Source organism: Melghirimyces profundicolus (assembly GCF_003054245.1).
In the GTDB taxonomy this organism is placed as follows: Bacteria; Bacillota; Bacilli; order Thermoactinomycetales; family DSM-45169; genus Melghirimyces; species Melghirimyces profundicolus.
Genome location: NZ_QBKR01000014.1, coordinates 78,113 through 99,876, shown reverse-complemented (window position 1 = coordinate 99,876; position 21,764 = coordinate 78,113). Strand labels below are relative to the sequence as shown.

The following is a 21,764-nucleotide window of genomic DNA, read 5'->3' as shown; positions in this document are numbered from 1 at the left end:
CCTCTCCCTGTATATATCCTTGGAATTACGCCCCGGGGCATTTCTTTTTTTTACTCCTTATCGCATAATGAATGGATAAGGAGAATGAGCTTGTTTCGGTCGGTCGTATACTAAACAAAGGATGGGACTTGTGGAGGGGGCCAATGCGTTTACTGGATGGCATCACTCAATATGTGAATGACATCGTCGACATTCTCATTGTCAGCTATATTATTTATAAACTGTTGATGCTGGTCAAAGGAACCCGTGCTGTTCAGCTCTTGAAGGGAATCAGTGTCGTCCTCCTGGTCTGGGTGCTGTCCAACTTCTTTGAGCTGTCGACCCTTCAGTGGCTGACGGAAACCCTTTTTTCCTGGGGAATCATCGTGATCATCATCATCTTTCAGCCCGAGCTTCGCCGGGCCCTCGAACAGCTGGGGCGGGGACGGTTCTTCAACCGGAGTGCCCGGGAGGACGAACAGATGATCACCAAGGCCGTGGGGGAAATGGTCAAAGCGGTCGCCTATCTGACCAAACGGCGGATTGGGGCTCTGATTGTGGTGGAAAGGCAAACCGGTCTGTCCGATTATGTGGAATCAGGCATTGAACTGGATGCCCATCTGGGATCGGAACTTCTGTCCAACATCTTCACGCCCAATGCGCCGCTTCACGACGGAGCCGTGGTGGTGCGCCATGACCGGGTGGTGGCTGCCGGGTGTTATTTACCCTTGTCGGAAAACCCCTTCATCAGCAAGGAGTTGGGTACCCGCCACCGGGCGGGAATGGGGATCAGCGAGGTAACCGATGCCGTGGCCATCATCGTGTCGGAAGAGACGGGGCGGATTTCGCTCGCAGTTCAAGGACAACTGGAGCGGGGTTTATCGGATGAGGAGCTGATTTCCCGCCTCTATAAAGAATTGAAGCCCCCCGGGAAAGAATCGCCTTTTTGGCACCGGAAGGGGGAGGCGGATGGATAAGTGGCTTCAGAACAATACCGTGGTCAAAGTGGTCGCGCTCCTGTTGGCTGTGATGATGTGGATGATGGTGAACGACGAGACCAATCCCTTCGGGGAAAGGGATGGGGATGTCAGCAACCTGGTTTACAACGTTCCCCTGAAGGTGGAATATGATAAAGATCGGTTTGATGTGAGCGGACTTCCCCAGACCGTCACCCTTCGGGTCAAAGGGCCCGCCCCTTCCATGAAACGCCTGGACGAATCCCGTCTGGAAGCCTATGTGGATCTGAAGGACAGAGGGGCGGGCGTTCACCGGAACATACCGATCCAGGTAAAGAAAAAAGGGTTGCCGGGTGTGGAGGTGGTAAGCCGCCCCCGGACCGTGAATGTGACCCTGAAGGAAAAGCAAAGCAAAGTGATGCCGGTGGAAATAGAAGTTATTGGAACACCCGCCGAGAACTACCATACCGGTGAGCCGGCCGTGGATCCCGGCAAAGTCCGGGTTAGCGGACCCAAAGAAAAACTGGATCAGATTCGGGCGGTCAAAGCGGTGATGAATGCCCAGGGAGCGACGGAAACGATCTCCCGTTCCGTCTCGTTACAAGTATACGGGGAAAACGGGAAGTTGGACGGGGTGCAGATCGAACCGGACTCCGTCGTTGTAAAAGTTCCCATCACCAGCTCCAGCAAAAAGGTTCCCCTGAGGATGGGCAAAGTGGTATTCCCGGCCAATGGTTACGCCGTGGAGGATCTGAAGATGAATATCGATCAGGTGACGGTTTACGGGCCGGCGTCTTATCTGGCGGATTTAAAGAGCTACCCGGGTCCCCGGTTAAATCTGTCCGAGGCGAAAGACGACCGCACTTTTGAAATGTCGGTTCCCCTTACGGGGAAAGCCGTCAAGGTGAACCCTGAACGGGTGACGGTCCGGGTGAAGATCGTCAAGGGAAAGGAAAAGATGCTGGAAGATGTTCCGATCGGAACCCGCGGTTTGAAAAAGGGGGGGGAGGCGGAAATCGCGGGGCCGGATCGTATGGATCTGACCCTTTTCGGTGCGCCTTCCCGATTGGCGGTGGATGAGTCGGATGTAAAGGCTTATGTCAACCTGGCCGGGCTGGGCACCGGGGAGCATCAAGTGCCTGTGGAAGCCGACCTGCCGGATTATCTTCGCCTGTCGGAAAAACCGACGGTGACCGTTCGGATTCAAAAATAGAGACGTTGGTTGTTCGAAGGAGGAGAAACATGGGTAAATACTTTGGGACCGACGGCGTCAGGGGTGTCGCCAACCGCGAGCTGACACCCGAACTGGCTTACCGCCTGGGACGGGCCGGGGCGTACGTGCTGACCAAGAACCGGAATGACGAAAAGGGAAAAAAGCCCCGGGTGCTGGTCGGGCGTGACACCCGGCTTTCCGGAGAACTGCTGGAATCAGCGCTGGTAGCGGGGATGTTGTCCATCGGTGTGGACGTGGCCCGTTTGGGCGTCGTCTCCACTCCGGGTGTCGCTTATCTCACCCGGGAATGGGGTGCCAGTGCCGGGGTGATGATCTCCGCTTCCCACAACCCTTTTACGGATAACGGAATCAAATTTTTCGGCCATGACGGATTCAAGTTGACCGATGAGCTGGAGAAGGAAATCGAAGACCTGCTGGATCAAGAAGATCGTTTGCCGCGCCCCGAAGGAGAAGGGATCGGACGGTCGGAAGACCGCCGGGACGCCGTCAAACAGTATCTTCAACATCTTCAGTCCACGATTCAGACCGACCTTTGCGGAATGGATATCGTCGTGGATTGTGCCAATGGAGCCGCTTCCAACCTGGCACCCACGCTACTCCGGGAACTGGGAGCCGACGTGACGGCGATCCATGCTGATCCGGACGGAGTGAACATCAACGTGGACTGCGGCTCCACCCACCCGGAGAGCCTCAGGCAGGAAGTGTTACAACGGAATGCCCATCTGGGGCTTGCCTTTGACGGGGATGCCGACCGGCTGATCGCCGTCGATGAAGAAGGTCAGATCGTGGACGGAGACCATATCCTCTTAATCTGCGGCAGTTTTATGAAGGAAGTCGGCGAGTTGACGAAAGACACCATCGTCACGACGGTGATGAGCAACATCGGTCTGTACAAAGCAGCCGAATCCATGGGAATCCGGACTGAAAAAACCAAGGTCGGGGACCGTTACGTGATGGAGGAAATGCGCCGGGGGGGGTTCAACCTGGGCGGTGAGCAGTCGGGCCATGTGATCTTCCTCGACCATAACACCACCGGAGACGGAATGCTGACCGCTCTCCAATTGTTGCGCGTGGTCAAGGAAAAAGCCACGACGCTGAACCAGCTGGCTCAGATGATGACCAAATATCCGCAGATCCTGGTGAATGTCCGGGTGAAGGAAAAAAACGGCTGGGAGCAGAACGAAGCAATTCGGAAAAAGATCGACGAAGTGGAGCAAAAGCTGGGTAACGACGGTCGGGTCCTGGTCCGACCCTCGGGAACCGAGCCGTTGATCCGGGTGATGGCGGAAGGTCCCGACGAGAAACAACTGGAATCCTATGTAAATGAAATCGCCGAGGTTGTCCGGGCCCAATTGTCCTGAACCGATTTCACTCCCGCCCCCCAGGGGATGGAAAACCATGAAGGCGGTCGCCTTGGACCCCCTTTTCGGCTGTCTTCATGGTTTCTTAACTTTACAAACAGGGAGTCCTTGCATAGCATAGTATTAGTTGCATTTAAGGAGGTGATGTCAGAAAAGCCAAGGGCCGCCATCATTTCTATCCATTGTCGTAAAGCGCCAGGACTGCGGTGGACGCCGCAGTTGACGAGGTGGAGGACAATCGAGTTTTCGGCGGATACCTCCCGGCTCATGCACCGGAGCCGAGGAACCGGAACACAAAAGAACGGGGCGACCCGTTCGACAAAAGTTCCGGTACGGTGCCCACCGGGAAAACAAAAGACGGTGGTTGGACCTGCAGCTCACCCGGATTCCGGGATGGACAGAAAACGAAAAAGCTGCTTCGGAAAAGCGGCAACCATGGATAAACACACACGTGGGGCGCCGCTTGCGAACAAGCGGCACAGCCCCGTATACCATTAGGGGGTTTGGTGAAACCGATGTGCGGAATCGTAGGATATATCGGGCCGAAACAAGCCCAAAACATCCTGTTGGAAGGTCTTCGGAAACTGGAATACCGCGGTTATGACTCGGCGGGTCTCGCCGTCTACCAAGACGGAAAGCTGAAAGTGGAAAAGGCGGAAGGCCCGCTCTCGGCCCTGGAAGAACGCCTCAACGGGCAGCCTCTGCACGGGGAAATGGGGATCGGCCACACCCGCTGGGCCACCCACGGGAAACCGTCCGATGAAAATTCCCATCCCCATGTGGATGGAAAGCAGCAATTCGCCGTGGTCCACAACGGCATTATCGAAAATTACCTCGAACTGAAGGAAGAACTTCAGGAAAAAGGTTACGCCTTCACTTCGGAGACAGATACGGAAGTGATCGCCCACCTGTTGGCCGATCTGGACGATGGGGATCTGGTATCCACCGTCCGTAAAGCGGTGGCCCGGATGGAGGGCGCCTACGCCCTGGCCATTGCCCACGTGGATGAACCGGATAAGCTGGTGGCCGTCCGTCTGGCCAGCCCGCTCATCGTTGGCGTCGGGGACGGGGAAAACTTCATCGCTTCCGACATCCCCGCCATTCTGGAGCATACCCGGGATGTCTACGTCCTGGACGACGGAGAAATGGCGGTGCTTACCCGGGACGGGGTGGAGCTTTCCACCACCGACGGAAAACCCGTCAGCCGGGATCTCATGCACGTCACCTGGGACGCCGCCACGGCGGAAAAGGGTGGTTACGAGCACTTTATGCTGAAGGAGATCCATGAACAACCCAAGGCGATCCGGGATACCCTGGCCGGGCGGATCAAGGATGGTCTTGTCGACCTTTCCCAGGAGATCTCCCTGTCGGCGGAAGAACTGAAACGCTTTGACAAAATCCACTTCGTGGCCTGCGGAACTGCTTATCACGCCGGGCTGATCGGAAAGTCCGTCGTGGAAAAACTGGCCCGCATCCCGGTGGAAGTGGATGTGGCATCCGAGTACCGGTACCGGGACCCGATCATCACCCCATCCACCCTGGTGGTGGTGGTCAGCCAGTCCGGAGAGACGGCCGACACCCTGGCCGCCCTCCGGGAAGCTCAAAAGGCGGGTGCCCAAGTACTGGGAATCACCAATGTGGTCGGAAGCTCCGTCGCCCGGGAAGCCGACGAGGTGCTGATGACCTGGGCCGGACCGGAGATTGCGGTGGCTTCCACCAAGGCTTACACCACTCAGCTGATCGCTATTTACCTTTTCGGCCTGTACCTCGCCCGGATCCTCGAAACCCGGAGCGAGTCGGAACTGGCCGAAGCGACGGAAGCGCTCTTGAAGCTGCCGAAGCAGGCGGAAACCCTTCTGGAGGATCCCTCCGCCATCCGGCGTTTCGCCGGGGATATCGCCCAACACGAAGATCTCTTCTTCATCGGTCGCGGCTTGGATCACGCGGTGGTCATGGAGGGCTCCCTGAAGCTGAAAGAGATCTCCTACATTCATTCCGATGCCTACGCCGCCGGGGAGCTGAAGCACGGCACCCTGGCCCTGATCGAGGAAGGCATCCCGGTAATCGCTCTGGCCACCCAGAAGGCCGTCTACGATAAAATGGTCTCCAACATCATCGAAGTGAAGGCCCGGGGGGCCCACGTGCTGGGTCTGGGCCTGGAGGGGGACGACGAGCTGGGCAAATCCGTGGATGAAGTCATCACCATCCCGGAAACCCTTCCCCTCCTCACCCCGGTCCTCTCCGTCATCCCGCTTCAGCTCCTGGCCTACTACACCTCCACCGCCCGCGGCCTCAACGTCGACAAGCCGCGCAACCTGGCCAAGAGCGTCACGGTGGAGTGAGAAGGGATCATGCAACCGTAAAATAAAGCCGCAAACGGATTGTCCGCTTTTTGGGGCCACGCCCCGAAAAGCGGATTTTTCTTTTGACTGACGGGAGGTATAGAATTTGGTGAAAAGACGAAGGAATGAATAAAAAATGGAGCGTTGCATAAAAGAAGCGGGGAACCGGGATTTCTGGTAACATCCAATAATGGTTGGAATAATCAACGATCGAGAACACCCTTGGGGTTCATATTTCGTTCGCATGCGGCCAATTTGCAATAGACTGATTCTGCATCAAGCCTTTCAAAGGGGAACCATGAGAAAAGTCGGTTCCGTTCGAAACCGACTTTTCCGGACAAAGGATATTTAGGCTATATTTCAGGCTTGATGGGTTTCAACCATGAATATGGAACGGCTAACAACCACATTCTTCCTCCTCCCGTCTCCAATTGGTTTCCCTTCCGGTTGCCGGGCAAGCCCGGAACTCATCCCCTTCGCGGTAAGCTGCTTTTTCGCCGGCTTCGCTTACATAATTCCCGGCCTCAGCTACCCGTTCACCCGTCCGAAAAGCACGGTTGCGATCCGCCATGATGGATTCACCTCCTTTTCCGGTAGGGTTTCCATTACGGTTTTCATCATGTAACGAACCTCTTGACCTTACCAACCGTTGCAGAGCTTCAGCCGGATGATGGTTCAGACGGAACCATTTGCAAGGTCATGGAGCAAGAACCCTTAAATGAGGCATGAACTGTATGAATCCTGTTGGACGGTTCCTTTATCATAGTTGACAGGAATTCCTCAGCCATGTTTAGATAAATACCATACAGGGGTATCCTATATTAAGTAAACCAAAACAAAGGCGGGAAGGCTATGCAATACGATAAAGACAAGCTTCTGAACCGATTGCGAAGGGTGGAAGGACAAGTTCGCGGCGTTCAAAAGATGGTGGAGGAAGACCGATACTGCATGGATGTCTTGGCCCAACTGGCCGCCATCAAATCCGCCGCCAACAGCATCGGGCTTCAAATCCTGGAAGGGCACGCGAAAAGCTGCATGACCGAAGCGATCCAATCCGGGGAAGGGGAGCCGAAAATCCGGGAAATGGTGGAGGTCCTGCGCTCTTTCGTGAAATAAGGAGGTGTTGCTGATGAGTCCATCCTTCGAGGTGAAAGTGGAAGGAATGCATTGTGCCAGCTGTGCGCAACGGATCGAGAAAGGATTGTCCCGGATGGAGGGGATCGAGGAGGTCAGCCTCAACCCGGCGACGGAGAAAGCCTCCCTCACCTACGATCCGGATCAAGTATCGAGTACCGATATCGTCAAGAAAATCCGGGATCTGGGTTACGACGTGGCCAATGAAGAGGTGGAATTGGACATACACGGCATGACGTGCGCCAGTTGTGCCGCCCGGATTGAGAAAGCCTTGAACCGGATGGACGGAGTGACGGAAGCCCGGATCAACCTGGCCACGGAACGGGGATCGGTCGCTTATCACCCGGAATCGGTGGAACTGGAGGCGATTCTGCAGAAGGTTCAGGACCTCGGATACGAAGCTGCTCCCCGGGAAGAAGAGACGGCTCTGACAGAAGGGCGCGACAAGGAAATCGGGTTTCAAAAACGGTTGTTTCTGGTTGCCGCCGTTCTTTCTGTCCCATTGGTCTGGACCATGTTCCACCATTGGGAGCCGTTGGCGTGGTTGGTACCGGACATTCTCCTGAATGGCTATGTGCAACTGTTGTTGGCGACCCCGGTCCAGTTCTACGCCGGTTGGCGGTTTTACCGGGGTGCATGGAAGAGCCTGAAACACGGCTCCGCCAACATGGATGTGTTGGTGGCGTTGGGAACGTCCGCCGCCTATTTCTACAGCCTGTACATCTTGCTCACCGGCGGGAATGCCTTGTATTTCGAAACGGCGGCGATTATTATCACCCTGATCTTACTGGGCAAACTGCTGGAGGCCCGGGCCAAGGGCCGGACTTCCGAGGCGATCCGAAAGTTGATGGACCTGAAGGCCAAGAAAGCCGTGGTGGTCCGGAACGGGGAGGAAATCGAAGTTCCCGTGGAAGAAGTCGTGGAAGGCGATACCCTTCGGGTGCGCCCCGGTGAAAAGATCCCGGTGGACGGGGTCGTTCTTGAAGGGCAGTCGGCCGTGGACGAATCGATGCTCACCGGGGAGAGCATCCCCGTGGACAAATCCGAGGGGGATGAGGTGATCGGGGCCACCCTGAACAAAAACGGGACCCTCACCTTCCGCGCCACCAAGGTGGGGAAAGAAACGGCCCTCTCCCAAATCATCCGGATCGTCGAAGAGGCACAGGGGACCAAAGCCCCGGTACAACGGCTGGCCGACCGAATCGCGAGCATCTTTGTCCCCATCGTGCTGGTGATTGCCGCCACCACCTTTCTTCTCTGGTATTTCCTTTTCGCGCCGGGCAACTTGGAAGTGGCCATCCTCAATTTGACGGCGGTACTGGTGATCGCCTGTCCCTGTTCCCTGGGATTGGCCACGCCCACCTCGATCATGGTCGGAACGGGGAAAGGTGCGGAAAACGGCATCCTGTTTAAAGGGGGGCAGTACCTGGAACAAACCCATCGCATCGACGCCGTCATCCTGGACAAAACCGGGACCCTCACGAAGGGAGAGCCTGAGTTAACCGACATTCTGCCCGCCAACGACTGGTCCGAGGAGGAACTCCTCCGATGGGCGGCTTCTGCCGAGAAAGCATCGGAACACCCCTTGGCACAGGCGATCGTGCGAAAAGCCGAGGAACAACAGGCCGAACTGTTGCCTTCCGATCGGTTCAAGGCCATACCGGGGCATGGAATTCAGACCGTGATCGGTGGAAAACCGGTGTGGATCGGCACGGATAAACTGATGCGGGAACAAGAGGTCCCGGTGGAGGACTTGGAGAAAGAGAAAGAGCGCTTGGAGGAAGAAGGGAAGACCGCCATGTGGGTGGCGGTGAACGGTCAACCGGCGGGGCTGATCGCCGTGGCCGATACCGTCAAAGAAACCTCGGCCCAAGCGGTCCGTCAGCTGACGGACATGGGGATCGAGGTGTGGATGGTAACCGGGGACAATGAGCGAACGGCCCGGGCCATCGCGGACCAAGTCGGAATCCAACACGTCCGGGCGGAAGTTCTGCCCGAGGATAAAGCCAAAGAAGTCAACCGGTTGCAGGACGAAGGCAAAACCGTGGCCATGGTGGGGGACGGAATCAATGACGCTCCCGCCCTGGCCGCTGCGGATATCGGAATGGCGGTGGGAACCGGAACCGATGTCGCCATCGAAGCGGCGGATGTCACTCTGATGAGCGAGGATCTGCGGACAATTCCAGCCGCGATTCGGATGAGCCGATTGACCCTGCGCAACATCAAGCAGAACCTGTTTTGGGCGTTCTTTTACAATTCCGTTGGCATTCCGGTGGCGGCAGCCGGTCTGTTGGCACCGTGGATTGCCGGGGCGGCCATGGCCTTCAGTTCAGTCACGGTGGTCAGCAACGCCCTGCGTCTCAAACGGGTCCGATTGATGAAATCCGCATAAGGAGGTGAGATCATGGCAACCATTACACTCCGGGTCGAAGGGATGACCTGCGGCCACTGCAAGCAATCGGTGGAAGGCGCCCTGGAGAAGGTACCGGGGGTCGAGGAAGCCCGGGTGAGTTTGGAGGAGAAGACAGCAACCGTGCAGTTTGATGAAACGAAAACCGACATTGCAGCATTGAAGCAAGCCGTGGAAGGTCAAGGTTATGATGTGGAATAAATCCGTTGTAACCCGGACAAGGTATCGACTTGGTGACCGTCAAAGGCGAAGGCGTGAAGTGAAGAGGAGTGCGAAGCAAGAAAAGGAACAGTAGCCGGGGAAAAAATCCTCGGCCTTTTTTATGCCCCGAAAGGGAGTACCGTATCAGGGATCAGCAGTTAGTCACTCACTGATTTTCATTAAAAGGGGCGATTACTTTAAAACTCCGTGGTTCTACTCAAGGCCTGAAACTGCTTGAACGTCATCCTGTCGTCTTTATTAAACCGGCGATCGGATCACTCGGGAAGGGGATCTCCCAAATCCAATCAAAAGGGGAAAAAGGCGAGTGGCAAATCAGTGGTGAGACGGCCAAGGTGGCGCAGCGAAAGAGAAATCTGACGAACCTGTCGCAAAACGGGAAGGCCGTTCCGGCACCCACCGTTTTGTCTCACGCTTTTCCGAACAAAAACTCTCGGATCATCCTTGGATCAGGCGATTAGCTTTAGAGGGCGAACCCAATCTTATCCCAATACAATTTCGCACCCGGCCATCCATTCGCGAGCAAATTCATTCACAATTGTGTACGTAAACCTGCTGAACGTTACCTCCCGTAAAGGCCGAGCATCATAAACGGTGGACAATTGGGCGGGATTCTTGTGTTTGATCAATGGGTCAGCAACATTGACCGTAAGAAAAGGAATGTTCTTTTAAAGAAGACTTTCCGTCAGAGCCGCTATCAAATCTATAGGATTGATCATGGTCACAGTTTTTCGCGAAACGATTTTCCGGATCGACCTGATTGTCATTGGACGCCACATACACTGAGTTACCTGCCTCAGAAACTCAAACCGAACGCCTTTTATCATTGGTGTCTGAATCAGCTTCACAGTTCCGACGAGCTGTTACGGTTCGTAAAAATGATTGAGCAGTTACCGAATCAGCAAATATATAAAGTGATCTCATCCATCCCAAAAGATTGGCATGTATCACAGGGGGAAAAAGAGTCATTATACGCTTACCTCAAAAAAGCCAAAAAAATGCTTCGGAAGGTACGGTAACGAAAAGCCATTTTTGGAGCCACTTGCTGAAATCGCTTCTTCTTTATGTGGATTTTACTGTAAAAAGGACGTCCAAAGGACGCCCTCTTTCTTATCAACCTTGTTCATCCGTTCCGGCGAAACGATGTTCCAGTGTTGTCGAGGATCACCTGCAAACACTCTCCACTTCACCTTCCAGTTGCAAATGGGTGTCCCGCTAAAACTCCACGTTCGGCTTCAATCCGGTATACTCATACCCGACGTCTCAGAGATCGATCTTTAAAAAAGAACCCGAGCAGGAATGACCCCTGGCTCGGCCTCTTCACGGTGGGAGATCATGATTCGGTGGCTATGGGTGACCACGCACCCATTCATACGATACGATTACTGCAATTTGGATCCGGGATTCATCGGTCGGTCGCCGGCGCGATCCGTATTGCCATCCAACAAATGAGTCATCCCGCGTGCCAATGTATCGTCTTCCAGTACGCTGTAAAGATGGTAACCAAGGTCTTCTCGCTTCAACAAGATCTCTTCCAAAACTTCAACGGTCCCCCAGTCTTGCAGTTCATGAGCCCGGGAGATTTGTTTGCGCATCATTTCCTGAATCTTCAATTCATGCTCCAAATCGTTGCGGATAAAGTCACGCATCGTGTAACGCCCTTCGACCTCATGCTTGATATACGAAAGCTCATGCTGAGTCATCAGATGAGCCGTCGGCACACCACCGAGACGAGCCACCCGTTCGCCGATTTGATCGATATGTTTTTGTGTGACGTCTCGATGTTCCTCAAGCAGGTGGTGCAAACTGAGGAACGACTCGGCCCCCTCGGTTAACCAATGGTGTTTGTTGTATTGATGCAAAGCAACGTTGAGTGCACATTGATGATCATCCAACATCAACGCCATTTCCAGTCTTGTTTCATATGGAAGCCCGATGCCGGCGCCGATTTCTTTCACCGTTCGCGGCTCCTGACGGAGGATCATGTCGTGATTGGTGGAGTGACCGGGGGTATCAGCTTGAAAACCTGACTTATTTAAATTGAATTCCCCGGCAAAATTCTTTAAATTCGTCATCACAGTCGCATTTGTCGATGGTTGTTGTATCCCCTCTTGCTTCAAAGGATTCACTCCCTTAATAAGTGGATGATGGTCATTCGCTGGTTATTTTCAAGAATCCGACTCAAGAATATACATGGAAAAATGACCGAATCGATTTTCCTGAGCTCTGTTTATTTGACCGCCGCGAGGAACGGTTGAGACGGTTGTCCACAATTAGCAAAAAATGATGATTGGCAGGAAGATGCGATAAAGAGATGTTTTCCAAAATGAAAATGGCCGACATCCCCGGGATGACGGCCATTCTTTTGGAAACGGAGGGGACAGGCAGGGACTGTCACTCCGCGGAGGGTTGCAGGTATGGACTGAGATCGACACCGAGGGATTGCGCCAGACGTTCCCCGTACTCCCGGTCGGCCCGGTAAAAGTTGCAGATAGCGAGGAGCCGGGTTTTTTCGTTCACTTGCTTCAGGTCCTGGGTCAGGTTTTGGATCAGGTTTTTCCGTTCCGCTTCGGTGAAGGCGCGCCACAGCTCCCCTGCTTGGCGGAAATCGTCCGTCTTTTGGATCTTCCGGCGGCCGGCGGTTCCGGAAAGGGGAGACTCGCTTTCCAGGTAGGCGGGGTCCTCCACCGGGGTATCTCCGTACCGGTTGGGTTCGTAGTTCACCGGGGACAGATCCGTACGGGTCTGCATGTTGCCGTCCCGTTGGTAGTTTCTCACCGGGGCGTAGGGGCAGTTGATGGGCAGGTTGAGGTAGTTGGGCCCGATCCGGTGACGCTGGGTGTCGGGGTAAGAGAAGAGCCGGCCCTGCAACAATTTGTCTTCGGATGGCTCAATTCCCGGTACGAGCGCGCTGGGGGAGAAAGCGGACTGCTCCACCTCGGCGAAGAAATTTTTCGGGTTGCGATTCAGGGTCATGCGCCCAACCCGTTGCCAGGGATATCGATCTTCCGGCCAAGTTTTGGTGGGGTCCAGCGGATCCCAGTCGAACCGGTCCAAATCTTCGGGATCCATGATCTGCACATGGAGATCCCACTCGGGATAGTCACCCCGTTCGATATGTTCGTACAAATCCCGCGTCGCGTGCTGGAAATCCCGGCCCTGGATTTCGGCCGCTTCTTCCGCGGAGAGGTTTTTCACGCCCTGGAGGGGCTTCCAGTAATATTTCACGTAGACGGTTTTCCCTTCGGTGTTGACCCATTTGAAAGCGTGCACCCCGAAGCCTTCCATCTGTCGGTAGTTGGCGGGGGTCCCGTAATCGGAAAAGACCCAGGTCATCATGTGAGTGGATTCGGGAGACAGGGTCATGAAGTCCCAATAACGGTCCGGGTCCTGAATGTTGGTGTCCGGAGCCGGCTTGAGGGAGTGAATCATGTCGGGGAATTTCATGGCGTCCCGGATGAAGAAAACAGGCAAATGATTGCCGACGAGGTCGTAGTTCCCTTCCTCCGTGTAAAATTTGACCGCAAACCCCCGCGGATCCCGGGCTGTTTCCGGGGAACCGGCGGGGTGGATCACGGTGGAAAAGCGGACGAAGACCGGGGTTTCCTGCCCCTCTTCTTGAAGGAAAGCGGCCCGGGTGTATTTCTTCATGGAACGGCTGACGCGGAAGACCCCGTGGGCCCCGGCACCCCGGGCATGAACAACCCGCTCCGGCACCCGTTCCCGGTCGAAATGAGCCAGCTTCTCGATCAGATGGTAGTCTTCCAGCAACGTGGGTCCCCGTTGTCCGGCGGTACGGGAATTTTGATTGTCCCCCACGGGTACCCCCTGGTTGGTGGTCAGTCGTTTTTTGCTCTCCATGGTTCCATCCCCTTTTTATACAGAGTTTAACATTATACTGGTTTCTTTTTAATAATAATTTTAAATAAGGAGGGGTGTCAATGATTTTCTGATTCCAAAAAATGGGATGGAGACAGCATTTTACGGACTTCCTGCCTAAAGGCGTTGTGATGGATGGTCAGGCTCAGAAGAAGGGAAACGTTTACCCGAAACAGCGACTTTGCAGTCCTGCCCGGCGGAGAATCAGCCGGCAAGGGCGTTCAGGGGCAAAAGCTTCTCTGTGTTACATCCGAAGGCGTTTGCCCCTGCCCGCAGCAGGAAGATTCGGGCGGACAGCGCAACCATCTCTGCAGGAAAATGTGAAGTGTTGAGTTCCCCCGCTGGAATAACAGAGTAACTGCACTTTAAAAGCAAGCCTTTTAGCATCACTCCCCCTCACTTGGTTTGAGGGGGAGTGATGCTTCGTTTGTTCTTCAAAAAACTGAAATTCGACGGTTCGCAAAACCCGGCACTCTGAAAAAAAGTTTCGACAGCCTGAGCCCTGGTGGGGCTGTTCACATTGGTGGAAGCGGTAAGTACGAGGGAGAACGGCGAGGGGGAGGTGGGCGAATGGGATGGGGAATAATTGGAACGGGATTGTACCACCATGGAATCCACCACTCTCCCGCCATCGGAAAGCAGAAGGGGATTCCGATCCAATACTGAGGGAACATGAAACTCACCCCCTTCCTTTTTGCTTACATTACGTTATGTTGGGCCGGAGTCCCTGTGAAGGCGATGGAGAGTTCATCCATAAAAGAGATAACAACGGATTCCATTAGAAGCTTGTGATTTATGGTAAGGCTCAGAAGAAGGGAAGCGTTTACCCAAAATAGCGACTTTGCAGTCCTGCCCGGCCGAGAATCAGCCTGCCAGTTCTCTGTGTTCCACCCGAAGGCGTTTTGCCCCTGCCCGCAGCAGGAAGATTCGGAGCGGACAGTGCATCCATCCCTGCAGAACAGCATAGCGACAGCATAGCGACGACCGGGGAGTGAAGGGATCCCGGCGAGACTTGTGCTCTGTGAGTGCATAGCGAGACCGGGGAGTGAACGACCCAGGCGAGACTTGTGCTCTGTGAGTGCATAGCGAGACCGGCTTCGGGTAAATGCCGCCGCTCACTTTTTCGCATCGCTTCCAGGCCTTCGGTAACAAGCCGGTTCCTTGGGAAATATAGAAATATATATGGATCGGGAACGAAAGTCTCCCTTCTCCAATCGGATTGTGAGATAATCGAAAATGACCGAGTGAAAGGGGGTGCGGCGCATTTGAAGGTGGTGAAAATTCTCGTCCATGCGAGCACCTGGTTTGCGCCGGTGCTGGTGCCGCTGGTCGTCTGGTTGCTGACGAACGAGCGGGAACTGAAACGGCTTTCCCTGCAGGCCCTGGTGTTCCATTTCGTGATCTGGTTGCTGGTGTCGATCTCCTACCTGTTCTCCTTTATTCTGATCGGTATTCCATTCCTGATCATTTTCGGCCTGATCGGGCTGATCGCCCCGATCGTGGGGATCGTGAGGGCTCTTCAGGAACGGCGGTTCGATTACCCGATCATCGGTTCCTTCATCCAATGAAAGGAATCAGCCCCAAAGCCCCCGGAGGGACTGTTATGGTTCCGGTGATCAGCTTCCATGGGGGGGTGACATAAACATAGGCCGGCGGGCGCTTGATCGGGGAGATTGTTTTCGGTGGGCTGATCGAAAAATGTCCACATCCCACACGGCACCGGAGATTCCCCGGTCCATCTTTTCCCGTCTTCCGCTCTCGCGCTGTTCGGCGGTACCGGCGCTGAAGCATGAACAAGCCCTCCCAAAGCGAGGAAAGTCGCTTTTGGGAGGGCTTGTTTGCTGTCGGTCACGGGTGGGCCAGGTTCAGGTCCCTTTCGCGCTGGCTCTTGTCCCGGGTCCCCGGTTCTTGAAGCGTTGGATTCGACGGATGAACGATACTGATCCGGGGTGATTCGCATCCCGTTTTTTCAGGACATCCGCCATTGGCGGAGGTCCTGTGTGATGTCAGCGGAGTTTTTGCATGAGACGGGGGTGTTTGAGGGATGGTAAGGGTGTCTCTTGCGAAAAAGGAGGGAATGAGAATGAGCAAGTATTTCGGATTGCTGTTCGCGGTGTTGCTTCCCCTGGTGGTTGGCCAGAGCTCCATCGCTTGGGCGGAATCTTCGAAGGGTGCCGAGGTGGGGGAGCCGAACGGCACCGGCGCCCGAAACAACTACACCAACACGGGCACCTACAACAATTATCCGCCCCCGGAGAGGGTCCGCTACACTCCCAATACCAGCAACTATATCGATTACGACAACGGTCGCGGAGCGATGAATCAGTTTCGCCGGACCGCGACGGAATATACAGAGACCCCCGACTGGGGGTGGATCGGACTCCTGGGTCTGTTGGGACTCCTTGGCCGCCGCCGTCGGGAAGAATCGAAGTCCTAAGTAAAATGGCCCCGGGATCCGGGGCCTTCACGATGATTCAGCAGAATGGAACGTACCCTGTACAAGTGGACCAATAAGAGGATTTCCATCCCAATCCTCCATATGGAAGGGGGCCGTTCGACTCACGGTCCAAGCTTGGGAATTGCAAGGCATGTTCCGCTCCGGGAGGATGAACCAAGCATCCCGCCCCTTCGGGAGTGTGAAATGCCAAAGCCGGCCGGATCCCCATACGGAGTCCTGCAAGGCGCTTTTTGCGATCAAACGGTATTTGATTAATTGTTGATATAGCGTTCAAAAACGAACCCGAAGTCCCGGATCCCATATTGTTTGTGCTTGTCCATGAGCCAGTGGAAGGCGATTTCGTTGATCTCCTTGAATTGTTCATGCAACGAGCCTTCGGAACGTCCCCGGCCCAGGGTGGTGGAGGCCATTTGGAGACTTTGTTTGGCATAATCCATGGAGATGGCGTTTTCCTGGGTGATTTCCGCGATTTTGATCAGGGCTTTATACAGGTCCTTCAGTTCTTCCAGATGTTTTTTGTTGACATCGATGGAGTATTGGGTCGAGCCCATGGTGAATTTGATTTCCACATCCAGATCCATGGTTCCGGCGGTTTCGAGCATGACGTTTGAAATTTCGTGTTTATAGTAATCATAGCGGCGGAGGACCCGTTTCTTGCTTGTCGCGCTCGTCCCGTCCAGGTGAATCAGGGCCTTGTTGGTGAAGCAGTACTCGTCGGATTTGGATTTGATCAGGAAGAAGATTTTCTCGTCATCTTCATGCATCACATAATCATCCGCGTCCGCCTTGTCGTAATCCTGCGGTTTAATCACGGTGCCGACATCGCTTAATCCGAGAACATCGGATGCCACTTTTCCAAACATCGGATCCAACCTTTCTCAATATCTTTTTTTGGTATGACGAACTCCCTCTTTATCATAGCTATAAAAAAACTTCCTTCTTAGACGGGATCAGTCGGGCGGACCGGTGGAAATGATCCGGGCTTCCTGGGTCAGCCGTGTCCCAAGCGAAGCGTGACAGGCTGGGAAACGGTTCGGATGGGCTCGTTCAAATCGCTTAAGGGGCGAGCTTGCAACAGGTGTTGAAGGGTGACTTTCAGATCGGAAGACATGTGAACCCGCAAGGGACTGCGAGTCATCCAATGCAGAACCCCCAGGCAGTATATCTTTTTGACCGTTAATTGGGGATGTTTTGATGTGGACGGAAAGATGAGGTTTTCATAGGCCTGCATGGACAGCAAAAGCTGAACGAGTTCAGCCTGAGACATGGGGCTTCGATCACCACCTCGGTTTGTGTAAAGGATTGTATGTTCAGTGTAAAAAAAACAAGGGGATATGTATATTCGAATAATGGGTTAATCCAAAGTCAGACAAAAACATTAGATCGGCATATTTCAAAAAGCCTCCATGGTTGCAGGTTTTTTGAAATATCCCGGGCGCCTGCCAGCAGTCCGTATATTGATCCATGCAACGGGACTCCTGAGCCGTTATTCGGAGATGGCTTCCATCCCGACACAGGTTTTGTTCGAGGATCAGCCGAAATGCATCCCAATCACCGGGGTTACGATAAAATCGTCCCGAAGATGCTGAGGCAAGGTTAAGAAAAAGGACGGATGGTGAATCCCTTTCGGAAGGAGCCGCGTTCCTCATAAGCGGGAACCATTGCCTCGCCCAATGGAAAGGAGGGATCCTGGTGGATTTGCCCGATATCCTTATTGGTGTGGTTCTTGCCATTATCTTTTGGAAGTTGTTGAAAATCACTTTCAAAACGTTTTTCTGGGTTTTGGTCGTCGGTTTGGCAGCGGCGTTTCTCCTGCCGGATCAACTTCCCCTGATCGGTGACCTGGGAGTCTCCATTCTCAGTTTCCTGGGTTCCTTGTTGTTGTTGACCGTGGCCGGTTTCTTTTTCTTCACGGGAGATTAAGACGGAATCGGAGAACGCTCCCTTGTTTCGTTGCAAGGGGGTATTTGTGACAGGTGGAGAACAGGAAAATCGCGATGTCCGCTGTGCCGGGGTTTTTTCGGACTTGGGGTTTCATCCGGGAACTTGTCCCTTTCCTGACATAAATTAAAAATACGGTCAATATAATGGAACATCATACCCATTATATTGGGGCCCGGGCCTGATAGAGAAGGGGGATTCATTTGACAGGTGGCGGCTCCGAATCCATGAAATGGAGGAGTTTGATGGTATATCATCCCGACAGGAAGGTGATGACCTCCCTGACCTTGGCCGGATCGCTGCTTTTTGGAAGCCATTCCGCGAATGCAGCCGCAGTAAAGCCGGAGGTGCAGAAGGAAAACGCAAATGACCGCATGAAGGGTAACGAAGTGGTGGAGAAAGCTTCGGTGGTCCAGAAATCTCCCCACAAGATGCAGTACAATGTCATTTCATCGGGAATCCGCATGCACATGGGGGCGAATTCGGGTTCAACCCCATCGGGAGAGGTGCAGGCGGAGGGCCGGCTGAAGGTATCCGCCGGTTACCACGTCGTCGAAAAAGGGGATACCCTCAGCGAGATTGCTCAAGAGCATAACACGCAGCTGAATGCACTTTTAAAACTGAATACCCAAGTGAAGGATCCGGACAGAATCTATGTGGGACAAAAAATCAGATTGGGAGCTTCCGCCGAGAGCGAGGGGACTCTTTCATCCGACAAAAGTTCCGTTGAAGGGTCCGGTGAAAAAGAGGGGACGGTGAAGCTCGCCTCCAAAGGGGGCGGTGAAGCGAGCGGCGGATGGCAGGCAAAGGCGGCGGCAATCATCAATGACGCCAAAGCGAAACTGAATGCTTCCTACCGGTATGGAGCGACGGGGCCCTCCAGTTTTGACTGTTCCGGTTTTACGCAATATGTTTTTAGCCAAAACGGTTACAATCTTCCCAGGAGCAGCTCCGCTCAGGCTACCGTGGGGGTGTCCGTCACCCGCGGAGACCTGCGGGCAGGCGATTTGCTCTTTTTCCGCACCGGCGGGGGCGGAATCAGTCACGTCTCCATTTATATGGGGGACGGCCAAATCATCCATGCCACGAATCCCGAACAGGACATCACCATCAATCACCTCAGCGAAGCATACTGGAGCGAACGCTTTTCCGGAGCCCGGCGGGTGATTCACTAAACTTTCCGGTCGAAAAACCGGCTTCCTTTCGGGAAGCCGGTTTTCATTCCCGTCCCTTTCGCAGCCAAAAAAGGACCAGACCCATGATGAGAAACAGGGCTCCTGTGACGATGTAGAAGGGATAGGAAGCGCCGGTGTCGGGGAGCGGTTGACCTGCATGTGCACCGGGCAGCCCGGCAGCCGCTCCCGGTTCCGCGCCAGCCGTCGCGGGAAAGAGGAGCAGAATCCAGGTTGAAACCAGGGCGGCCCACTGTTTCATATCGGTGCCCTCCTTTGAAAGTTCGTCAAACTCTCCATATTAAATTTGTTCGAGTCGGATCCGCCTTTTTACTGCCACTAACCCGGTTATTGCCCAAAATTACATCTTGCCGTCTATCTGTCACATCCCCCATCCTAGTCCGGTGGAAGGGGGGGAGAGGGAGGGGGAGAAATAGGAAGTAATTCTATGGGAGGGGGTTCGGACATGAAACGGAAAATCGTCTTCGCGGTGCTGGTGCTGGGATTGGTGTTCGGAGGATGGACGCCGGGGGCCGAAGCCAAAGAAAAAACAGGCGGTGAAAAGTCTTACCATGAAGTGAGCAATTTCACCGGGGGGAGATATGAAGGAACCAAGGAGGAGGGCGGATTGGCTTTGGATCCCGGTTCCGCGATGCGGGAGAAGGATGCCGCCGGGAAATACAACGGGGGAACCTACTATTACGGGCGCTGGACGGCCCCGGTCCACGCCGTTTCTTTTGAGGAAGCGATTGCCTCCTGGCAAGCCGTCACGCCAAAAGGGACTTGGATGGAGGTGGAGCTGAAGGCCCGGACCAAGAAGGGGTGGACCAAATGGTACAGCATGGGGGTCTGGCATGAACACGACCAACCCTTCCAGCGGCATTCCGTCCGGGGGCAGGGGGATCGGGACGGTTACGTGGCGGTTGACACGCTGAAACTGAAGAAATCCGCCACAGCGGTGCGTGCACGGGTCACCCTGTTCACGGAAGACCTTTCCCAAACCCCTGTGCTCCGCTCCTATGGAATCGCGTTTTCCAAGGGAAAAGATAAACCCGGGCGCGTTCCGTCGCGGGGAGCGACCCCGGCCCTGGATGTTCCCATGCGCTCTCAGATGGTGTACCCCGACGGAGGGGAAGTCTGGTGCTCTCCCACCTCCACGTCCATGGTCATGGCCTATTGGGCCAATGTAACCGGAAACCGGGATTGGGACCAAAGGGTTCCCGAAGTGGTGGAAGGCGTCTGGGACTATGTCTATGACGGCGGAGGCAACTGGCCTTTCAACACCGCCTATGCCGCTTCCAAGGGATTGGAGGGAAAAGTGGTCCGGTTGTCCAGCCTCGCCGAAGTGGAGCGCTGGGTCCGGGCGGAGGTGCCGGTCATTATCAGTCTCGGATACAAAGAGGGGGAACTCACCGGAAGTCCGATTCCCAGCTCCCCGGGCCATCTGCTGGTGATCCGCGGTTTTGACGATAAAGGGAACGTTCTGACCAACGATCCTGCCGGTCCGTCGAATGAATCCGTCCGAATCACTTATGACCGCGGGGAAATGGAACGGCTCTGGTTGGAACACTCCAACGGCACTGTTTATCTGATCCACCCCCGTGGATGGAAGACCCCGGATTTACGGTGAAGAGGTCGTTGTATTGAACCACCCGGCTGACGCCGGGTTTTTTCATTCAATTTAAAAAACCCCGCCGGAGAGCGGGGTGTAACATCAACCCTTAATCTTCGAGATTTTTCTTTTTCAGGTACCAGTCCGTTCCGGTGAGATCTCCCTGCAGACGTTCATTAACGCCTTCGACGTTGGTGGGGGCGGGTTCAACGACTTGGTCTCCCGGTTTCCAATCAGCGGGTGCTGCCACGCTGTGTTTGTCGGCGGTTTGGAGACCGTCCACCAACCGGAGGATCTCATCGATGCTGCGTCCCACATTCAGGGGGTAATAGATGATCGCCCGGACGGTTTGTTTCGGATCGATGACAAACACGCACCGGACCGTGGCTGTCTCGCTGGCTCCCGGATGAATCATGCCGTACTTTTGGGCGACGGCGGTGTTCAGATCGGCGATCACCGGGAACGGGATTTCCACGCCCATCTTCTCTTTGATGTTGGTGACCCAAGCCAGGTGGGCCGGCAGGCTGTCAACACTGAGGCCCAGCAGTTGGACGTTCCGTTTTTCAAACTCCTCGTTTTTACGGGCAAAACTGATGAACTCCGTGGAACAGACCGGGGTGAAATCCGCCGGGTGGGAGAACAGAACCACCCATTTGCCTTCATAGTCCGAAAGGCTGATTTCCCCTTGGGTGGTTTTGGCAGTGAAGGAAGGAGCGGGGTCCCCGATTTTTGGAAGGGTGGGAGTCGCGTTTTCGACATCCAGAGCCATGCAATAACCTCCTTTTAGGATGTGGCCCGTTTCGGACCTGGTTATTAAGTAATCACATCATTTTACTTGGATATGGTGTTTTCATTTTACCGGCTGAGGAATGAGTTTTTCAAATGCCGAAAACAGAGGGAAAGTTCGCTGTTTACTTTTTTAAGCTCCTTTTTTTGAAATATTCCTCCCGTTTATCTTGAAATGGAACAATTCGTTGAGCTGATTTTCGGCGGCCTCCGGTCGGGAAGCGGGGGCGTTTGGACAAGGAAGCAATGTCTGCATTTTTCGACGGCTGGAAAGATCAGAG

21 protein-coding genes are annotated in these 21,764 nt (G+C 54.5%); 14 read left to right on the top strand and 7 right to left on the bottom strand.

Going from position 1 to position 21,764, the window contains the following annotated elements; all coding sequences use genetic code 11:
• Nucleotides 1–143 precede the first annotated feature (143 nt).
• From cdaA to glmS, 4 genes are all read left to right on the top strand, one after another.
• On the top strand, nucleotides 144–956 hold the full coding sequence (gene cdaA / locus C8P63_RS11135) for a diadenylate cyclase CdaA (RefSeq protein WP_108024160.1): 813 nt from the start codon (nucleotides 144–146) through the stop codon (nucleotides 954–956).
• Nucleotides 949–2,148, top strand: a complete 1,200-nt coding sequence (locus C8P63_RS11130) for a CdaR family protein (RefSeq protein WP_108024158.1) — start codon at nucleotides 949–951, stop codon at nucleotides 2,146–2,148. The genes cdaA and C8P63_RS11130 overlap by 8 nt, the downstream gene beginning before the upstream one ends.
• A 29-nt stretch (nucleotides 2,149–2,177) precedes the next feature.
• Nucleotides 2,178–3,530 (top strand): phosphoglucosamine mutase, encoded by a 1,353-nt coding sequence (gene glmM, locus C8P63_RS11125; protein ID WP_108024156.1) that lies wholly within the window; start codon nucleotides 2,178–2,180, stop codon nucleotides 3,528–3,530.
• Between the two features lie 515 nt (nucleotides 3,531–4,045).
• Nucleotides 4,046–5,872 carry a glutamine--fructose-6-phosphate transaminase (isomerizing) gene (gene glmS, locus C8P63_RS11115; protein WP_108024152.1) on the top strand — a complete coding sequence of 609 codons (1,827 nt, stop codon included), beginning with the start codon at nucleotides 4,046–4,048 and terminating at the stop codon, nucleotides 5,870–5,872.
• Nucleotides 5,873–6,269: 397 nt separating this feature from the next.
• On the opposite strand, the gene C8P63_RS19140 is transcribed toward glmS, so the two are convergent.
• Entirely contained in the window at nucleotides 6,270–6,443 is a 174-nt protein-coding gene (locus C8P63_RS19140; RefSeq protein WP_170109618.1) for a hypothetical protein, read from the bottom strand.
• A gap of 281 nt (nucleotides 6,444–6,724) precedes the next feature.
• On the opposite strand from C8P63_RS19140, the gene C8P63_RS11110 reads away from it, so the two are divergent.
• The 5 genes from C8P63_RS11110 to C8P63_RS20050 all read left to right on the top strand — a co-directional run bounded on the left by C8P63_RS11110 (nucleotide 6,725) and on the right by C8P63_RS20050 (nucleotide 10,654).
• Nucleotides 6,725–6,988: a metal-sensitive transcriptional regulator gene (locus C8P63_RS11110; RefSeq protein ID WP_108024150.1), complete on the top strand. Its 264-nt coding sequence runs from the start codon at nucleotides 6,725–6,727 to the stop codon at nucleotides 6,986–6,988.
• A 13-nt stretch (nucleotides 6,989–7,001) separates the two neighbouring features.
• On the top strand, nucleotides 7,002–9,398 hold the full coding sequence (locus C8P63_RS11105; RefSeq protein WP_108024148.1) for a heavy metal translocating P-type ATPase: 2,397 nt from the start codon (nucleotides 7,002–7,004) through the stop codon (nucleotides 9,396–9,398).
• Between the two features lie 12 nt (nucleotides 9,399–9,410).
• Entirely contained in the window at nucleotides 9,411–9,617 is a 207-nt protein-coding gene (copZ, locus tag C8P63_RS11100) for a copper chaperone CopZ (RefSeq protein ID WP_108024145.1), read from the top strand.
• Between the two features lie 191 nt (nucleotides 9,618–9,808).
• Nucleotides 9,809–10,096, top strand: a complete 288-nt coding sequence (locus C8P63_RS20055; RefSeq protein WP_425437293.1) for a YheC/YheD family protein — start codon at nucleotides 9,809–9,811, stop codon at nucleotides 10,094–10,096.
• A gap of 156 nt (nucleotides 10,097–10,252) precedes the next feature.
• A complete protein-coding gene (locus C8P63_RS20050; protein WP_425437291.1) occupies nucleotides 10,253–10,654 on the top strand; it encodes a hypothetical protein in 402 nt (133 codons plus the stop codon).
• Between the two features lie 363 nt (nucleotides 10,655–11,017).
• On the opposite strand, the gene C8P63_RS11090 is transcribed toward C8P63_RS20050, so the two are convergent.
• Nucleotides 11,018–11,755, bottom strand: coding sequence for a Dps family protein (locus C8P63_RS11090; RefSeq protein ID WP_245920849.1), 738 nt, complete (start codon nucleotides 11,753–11,755; stop codon nucleotides 11,018–11,020).
• Between the two features lie 274 nt (nucleotides 11,756–12,029).
• Nucleotides 12,030–13,496, bottom strand: a complete 1,467-nt coding sequence (locus tag C8P63_RS11085) for a catalase (RefSeq protein WP_108024138.1) — start codon at nucleotides 13,494–13,496, stop codon at nucleotides 12,030–12,032.
• Nucleotides 13,497–14,779: 1,283 nt separating this feature from the next.
• Here C8P63_RS11085 and C8P63_RS11070 point away from each other — a divergent pair.
• Together C8P63_RS11070 and C8P63_RS19565 are read left to right on the top strand one after the other, a co-directional pair.
• Complete coding sequence (locus C8P63_RS11070; protein WP_108024132.1) at nucleotides 14,780–15,082, top strand: magnetosome magnetite crystal formation protein family; 303 nt, start codon at nucleotides 14,780–14,782, stop codon at nucleotides 15,080–15,082.
• A 515-nt stretch (nucleotides 15,083–15,597) separates the two neighbouring features.
• The gene (locus tag C8P63_RS19565; protein ID WP_108024128.1) at nucleotides 15,598–15,951 is read left to right on the top strand and encodes a WGxxGxxG family protein; all 354 of its coding nucleotides are present in this window, start codon (nucleotides 15,598–15,600) and stop codon (nucleotides 15,949–15,951) included.
• A gap of 272 nt (nucleotides 15,952–16,223) precedes the next feature.
• Here C8P63_RS19565 and C8P63_RS11055 read toward each other — a convergent pair whose 3' ends face one another.
• Together C8P63_RS11055 and C8P63_RS11050 are read right to left on the bottom strand one after the other, a co-directional pair.
• Nucleotides 16,224–16,835 (bottom strand): PH domain-containing protein, encoded by a 612-nt coding sequence (locus C8P63_RS11055; RefSeq protein ID WP_108024126.1) that lies wholly within the window; start codon nucleotides 16,833–16,835, stop codon nucleotides 16,224–16,226.
• A 128-nt stretch (nucleotides 16,836–16,963) separates the two neighbouring features.
• Nucleotides 16,964–17,239, bottom strand: coding sequence for a hypothetical protein (locus tag C8P63_RS11050; protein ID WP_108024123.1), 276 nt, complete (start codon nucleotides 17,237–17,239; stop codon nucleotides 16,964–16,966).
• 425 nt (nucleotides 17,240–17,664) lie between these two features.
• Here C8P63_RS11050 and C8P63_RS11045 point away from each other — a divergent pair, with 425 nt between their 5' ends.
• The gene (locus C8P63_RS11045; RefSeq protein WP_108024121.1) at nucleotides 17,665–17,895 is read left to right on the top strand and encodes a hypothetical protein; all 231 of its coding nucleotides are present in this window, start codon (nucleotides 17,665–17,667) and stop codon (nucleotides 17,893–17,895) included.
• 263 nt (nucleotides 17,896–18,158) lie between these two features.
• On the top strand, nucleotides 18,159–19,088 hold the full coding sequence (locus C8P63_RS11040) for a LysM peptidoglycan-binding domain-containing C40 family peptidase (protein ID WP_170109617.1): 930 nt from the start codon (nucleotides 18,159–18,161) through the stop codon (nucleotides 19,086–19,088).
• Between the two features lie 43 nt (nucleotides 19,089–19,131).
• On the opposite strand, the gene C8P63_RS11035 is transcribed toward C8P63_RS11040, so the two are convergent.
• Complete coding sequence (locus tag C8P63_RS11035; protein ID WP_108024117.1) at nucleotides 19,132–19,347, bottom strand: LPXTG cell wall anchor domain-containing protein; 216 nt, start codon at nucleotides 19,345–19,347, stop codon at nucleotides 19,132–19,134.
• Between the two features lie 204 nt (nucleotides 19,348–19,551).
• Here C8P63_RS11035 and C8P63_RS11030 point away from each other — a divergent pair, with 204 nt between their 5' ends.
• Nucleotides 19,552–20,715: a peptidase C39 family protein gene (locus C8P63_RS11030; protein WP_170109616.1), complete on the top strand. Its 1,164-nt coding sequence runs from the start codon at nucleotides 19,552–19,554 to the stop codon at nucleotides 20,713–20,715.
• A 91-nt stretch (nucleotides 20,716–20,806) separates the two neighbouring features.
• On the opposite strand, the gene C8P63_RS11025 is transcribed toward C8P63_RS11030, so the two are convergent.
• Nucleotides 20,807–21,466, bottom strand: a complete 660-nt coding sequence (locus tag C8P63_RS11025) for a peroxiredoxin (protein ID WP_108024113.1) — start codon at nucleotides 21,464–21,466, stop codon at nucleotides 20,807–20,809.
• Between the last annotated feature and the right edge of the window lie 298 nt (nucleotides 21,467–21,764).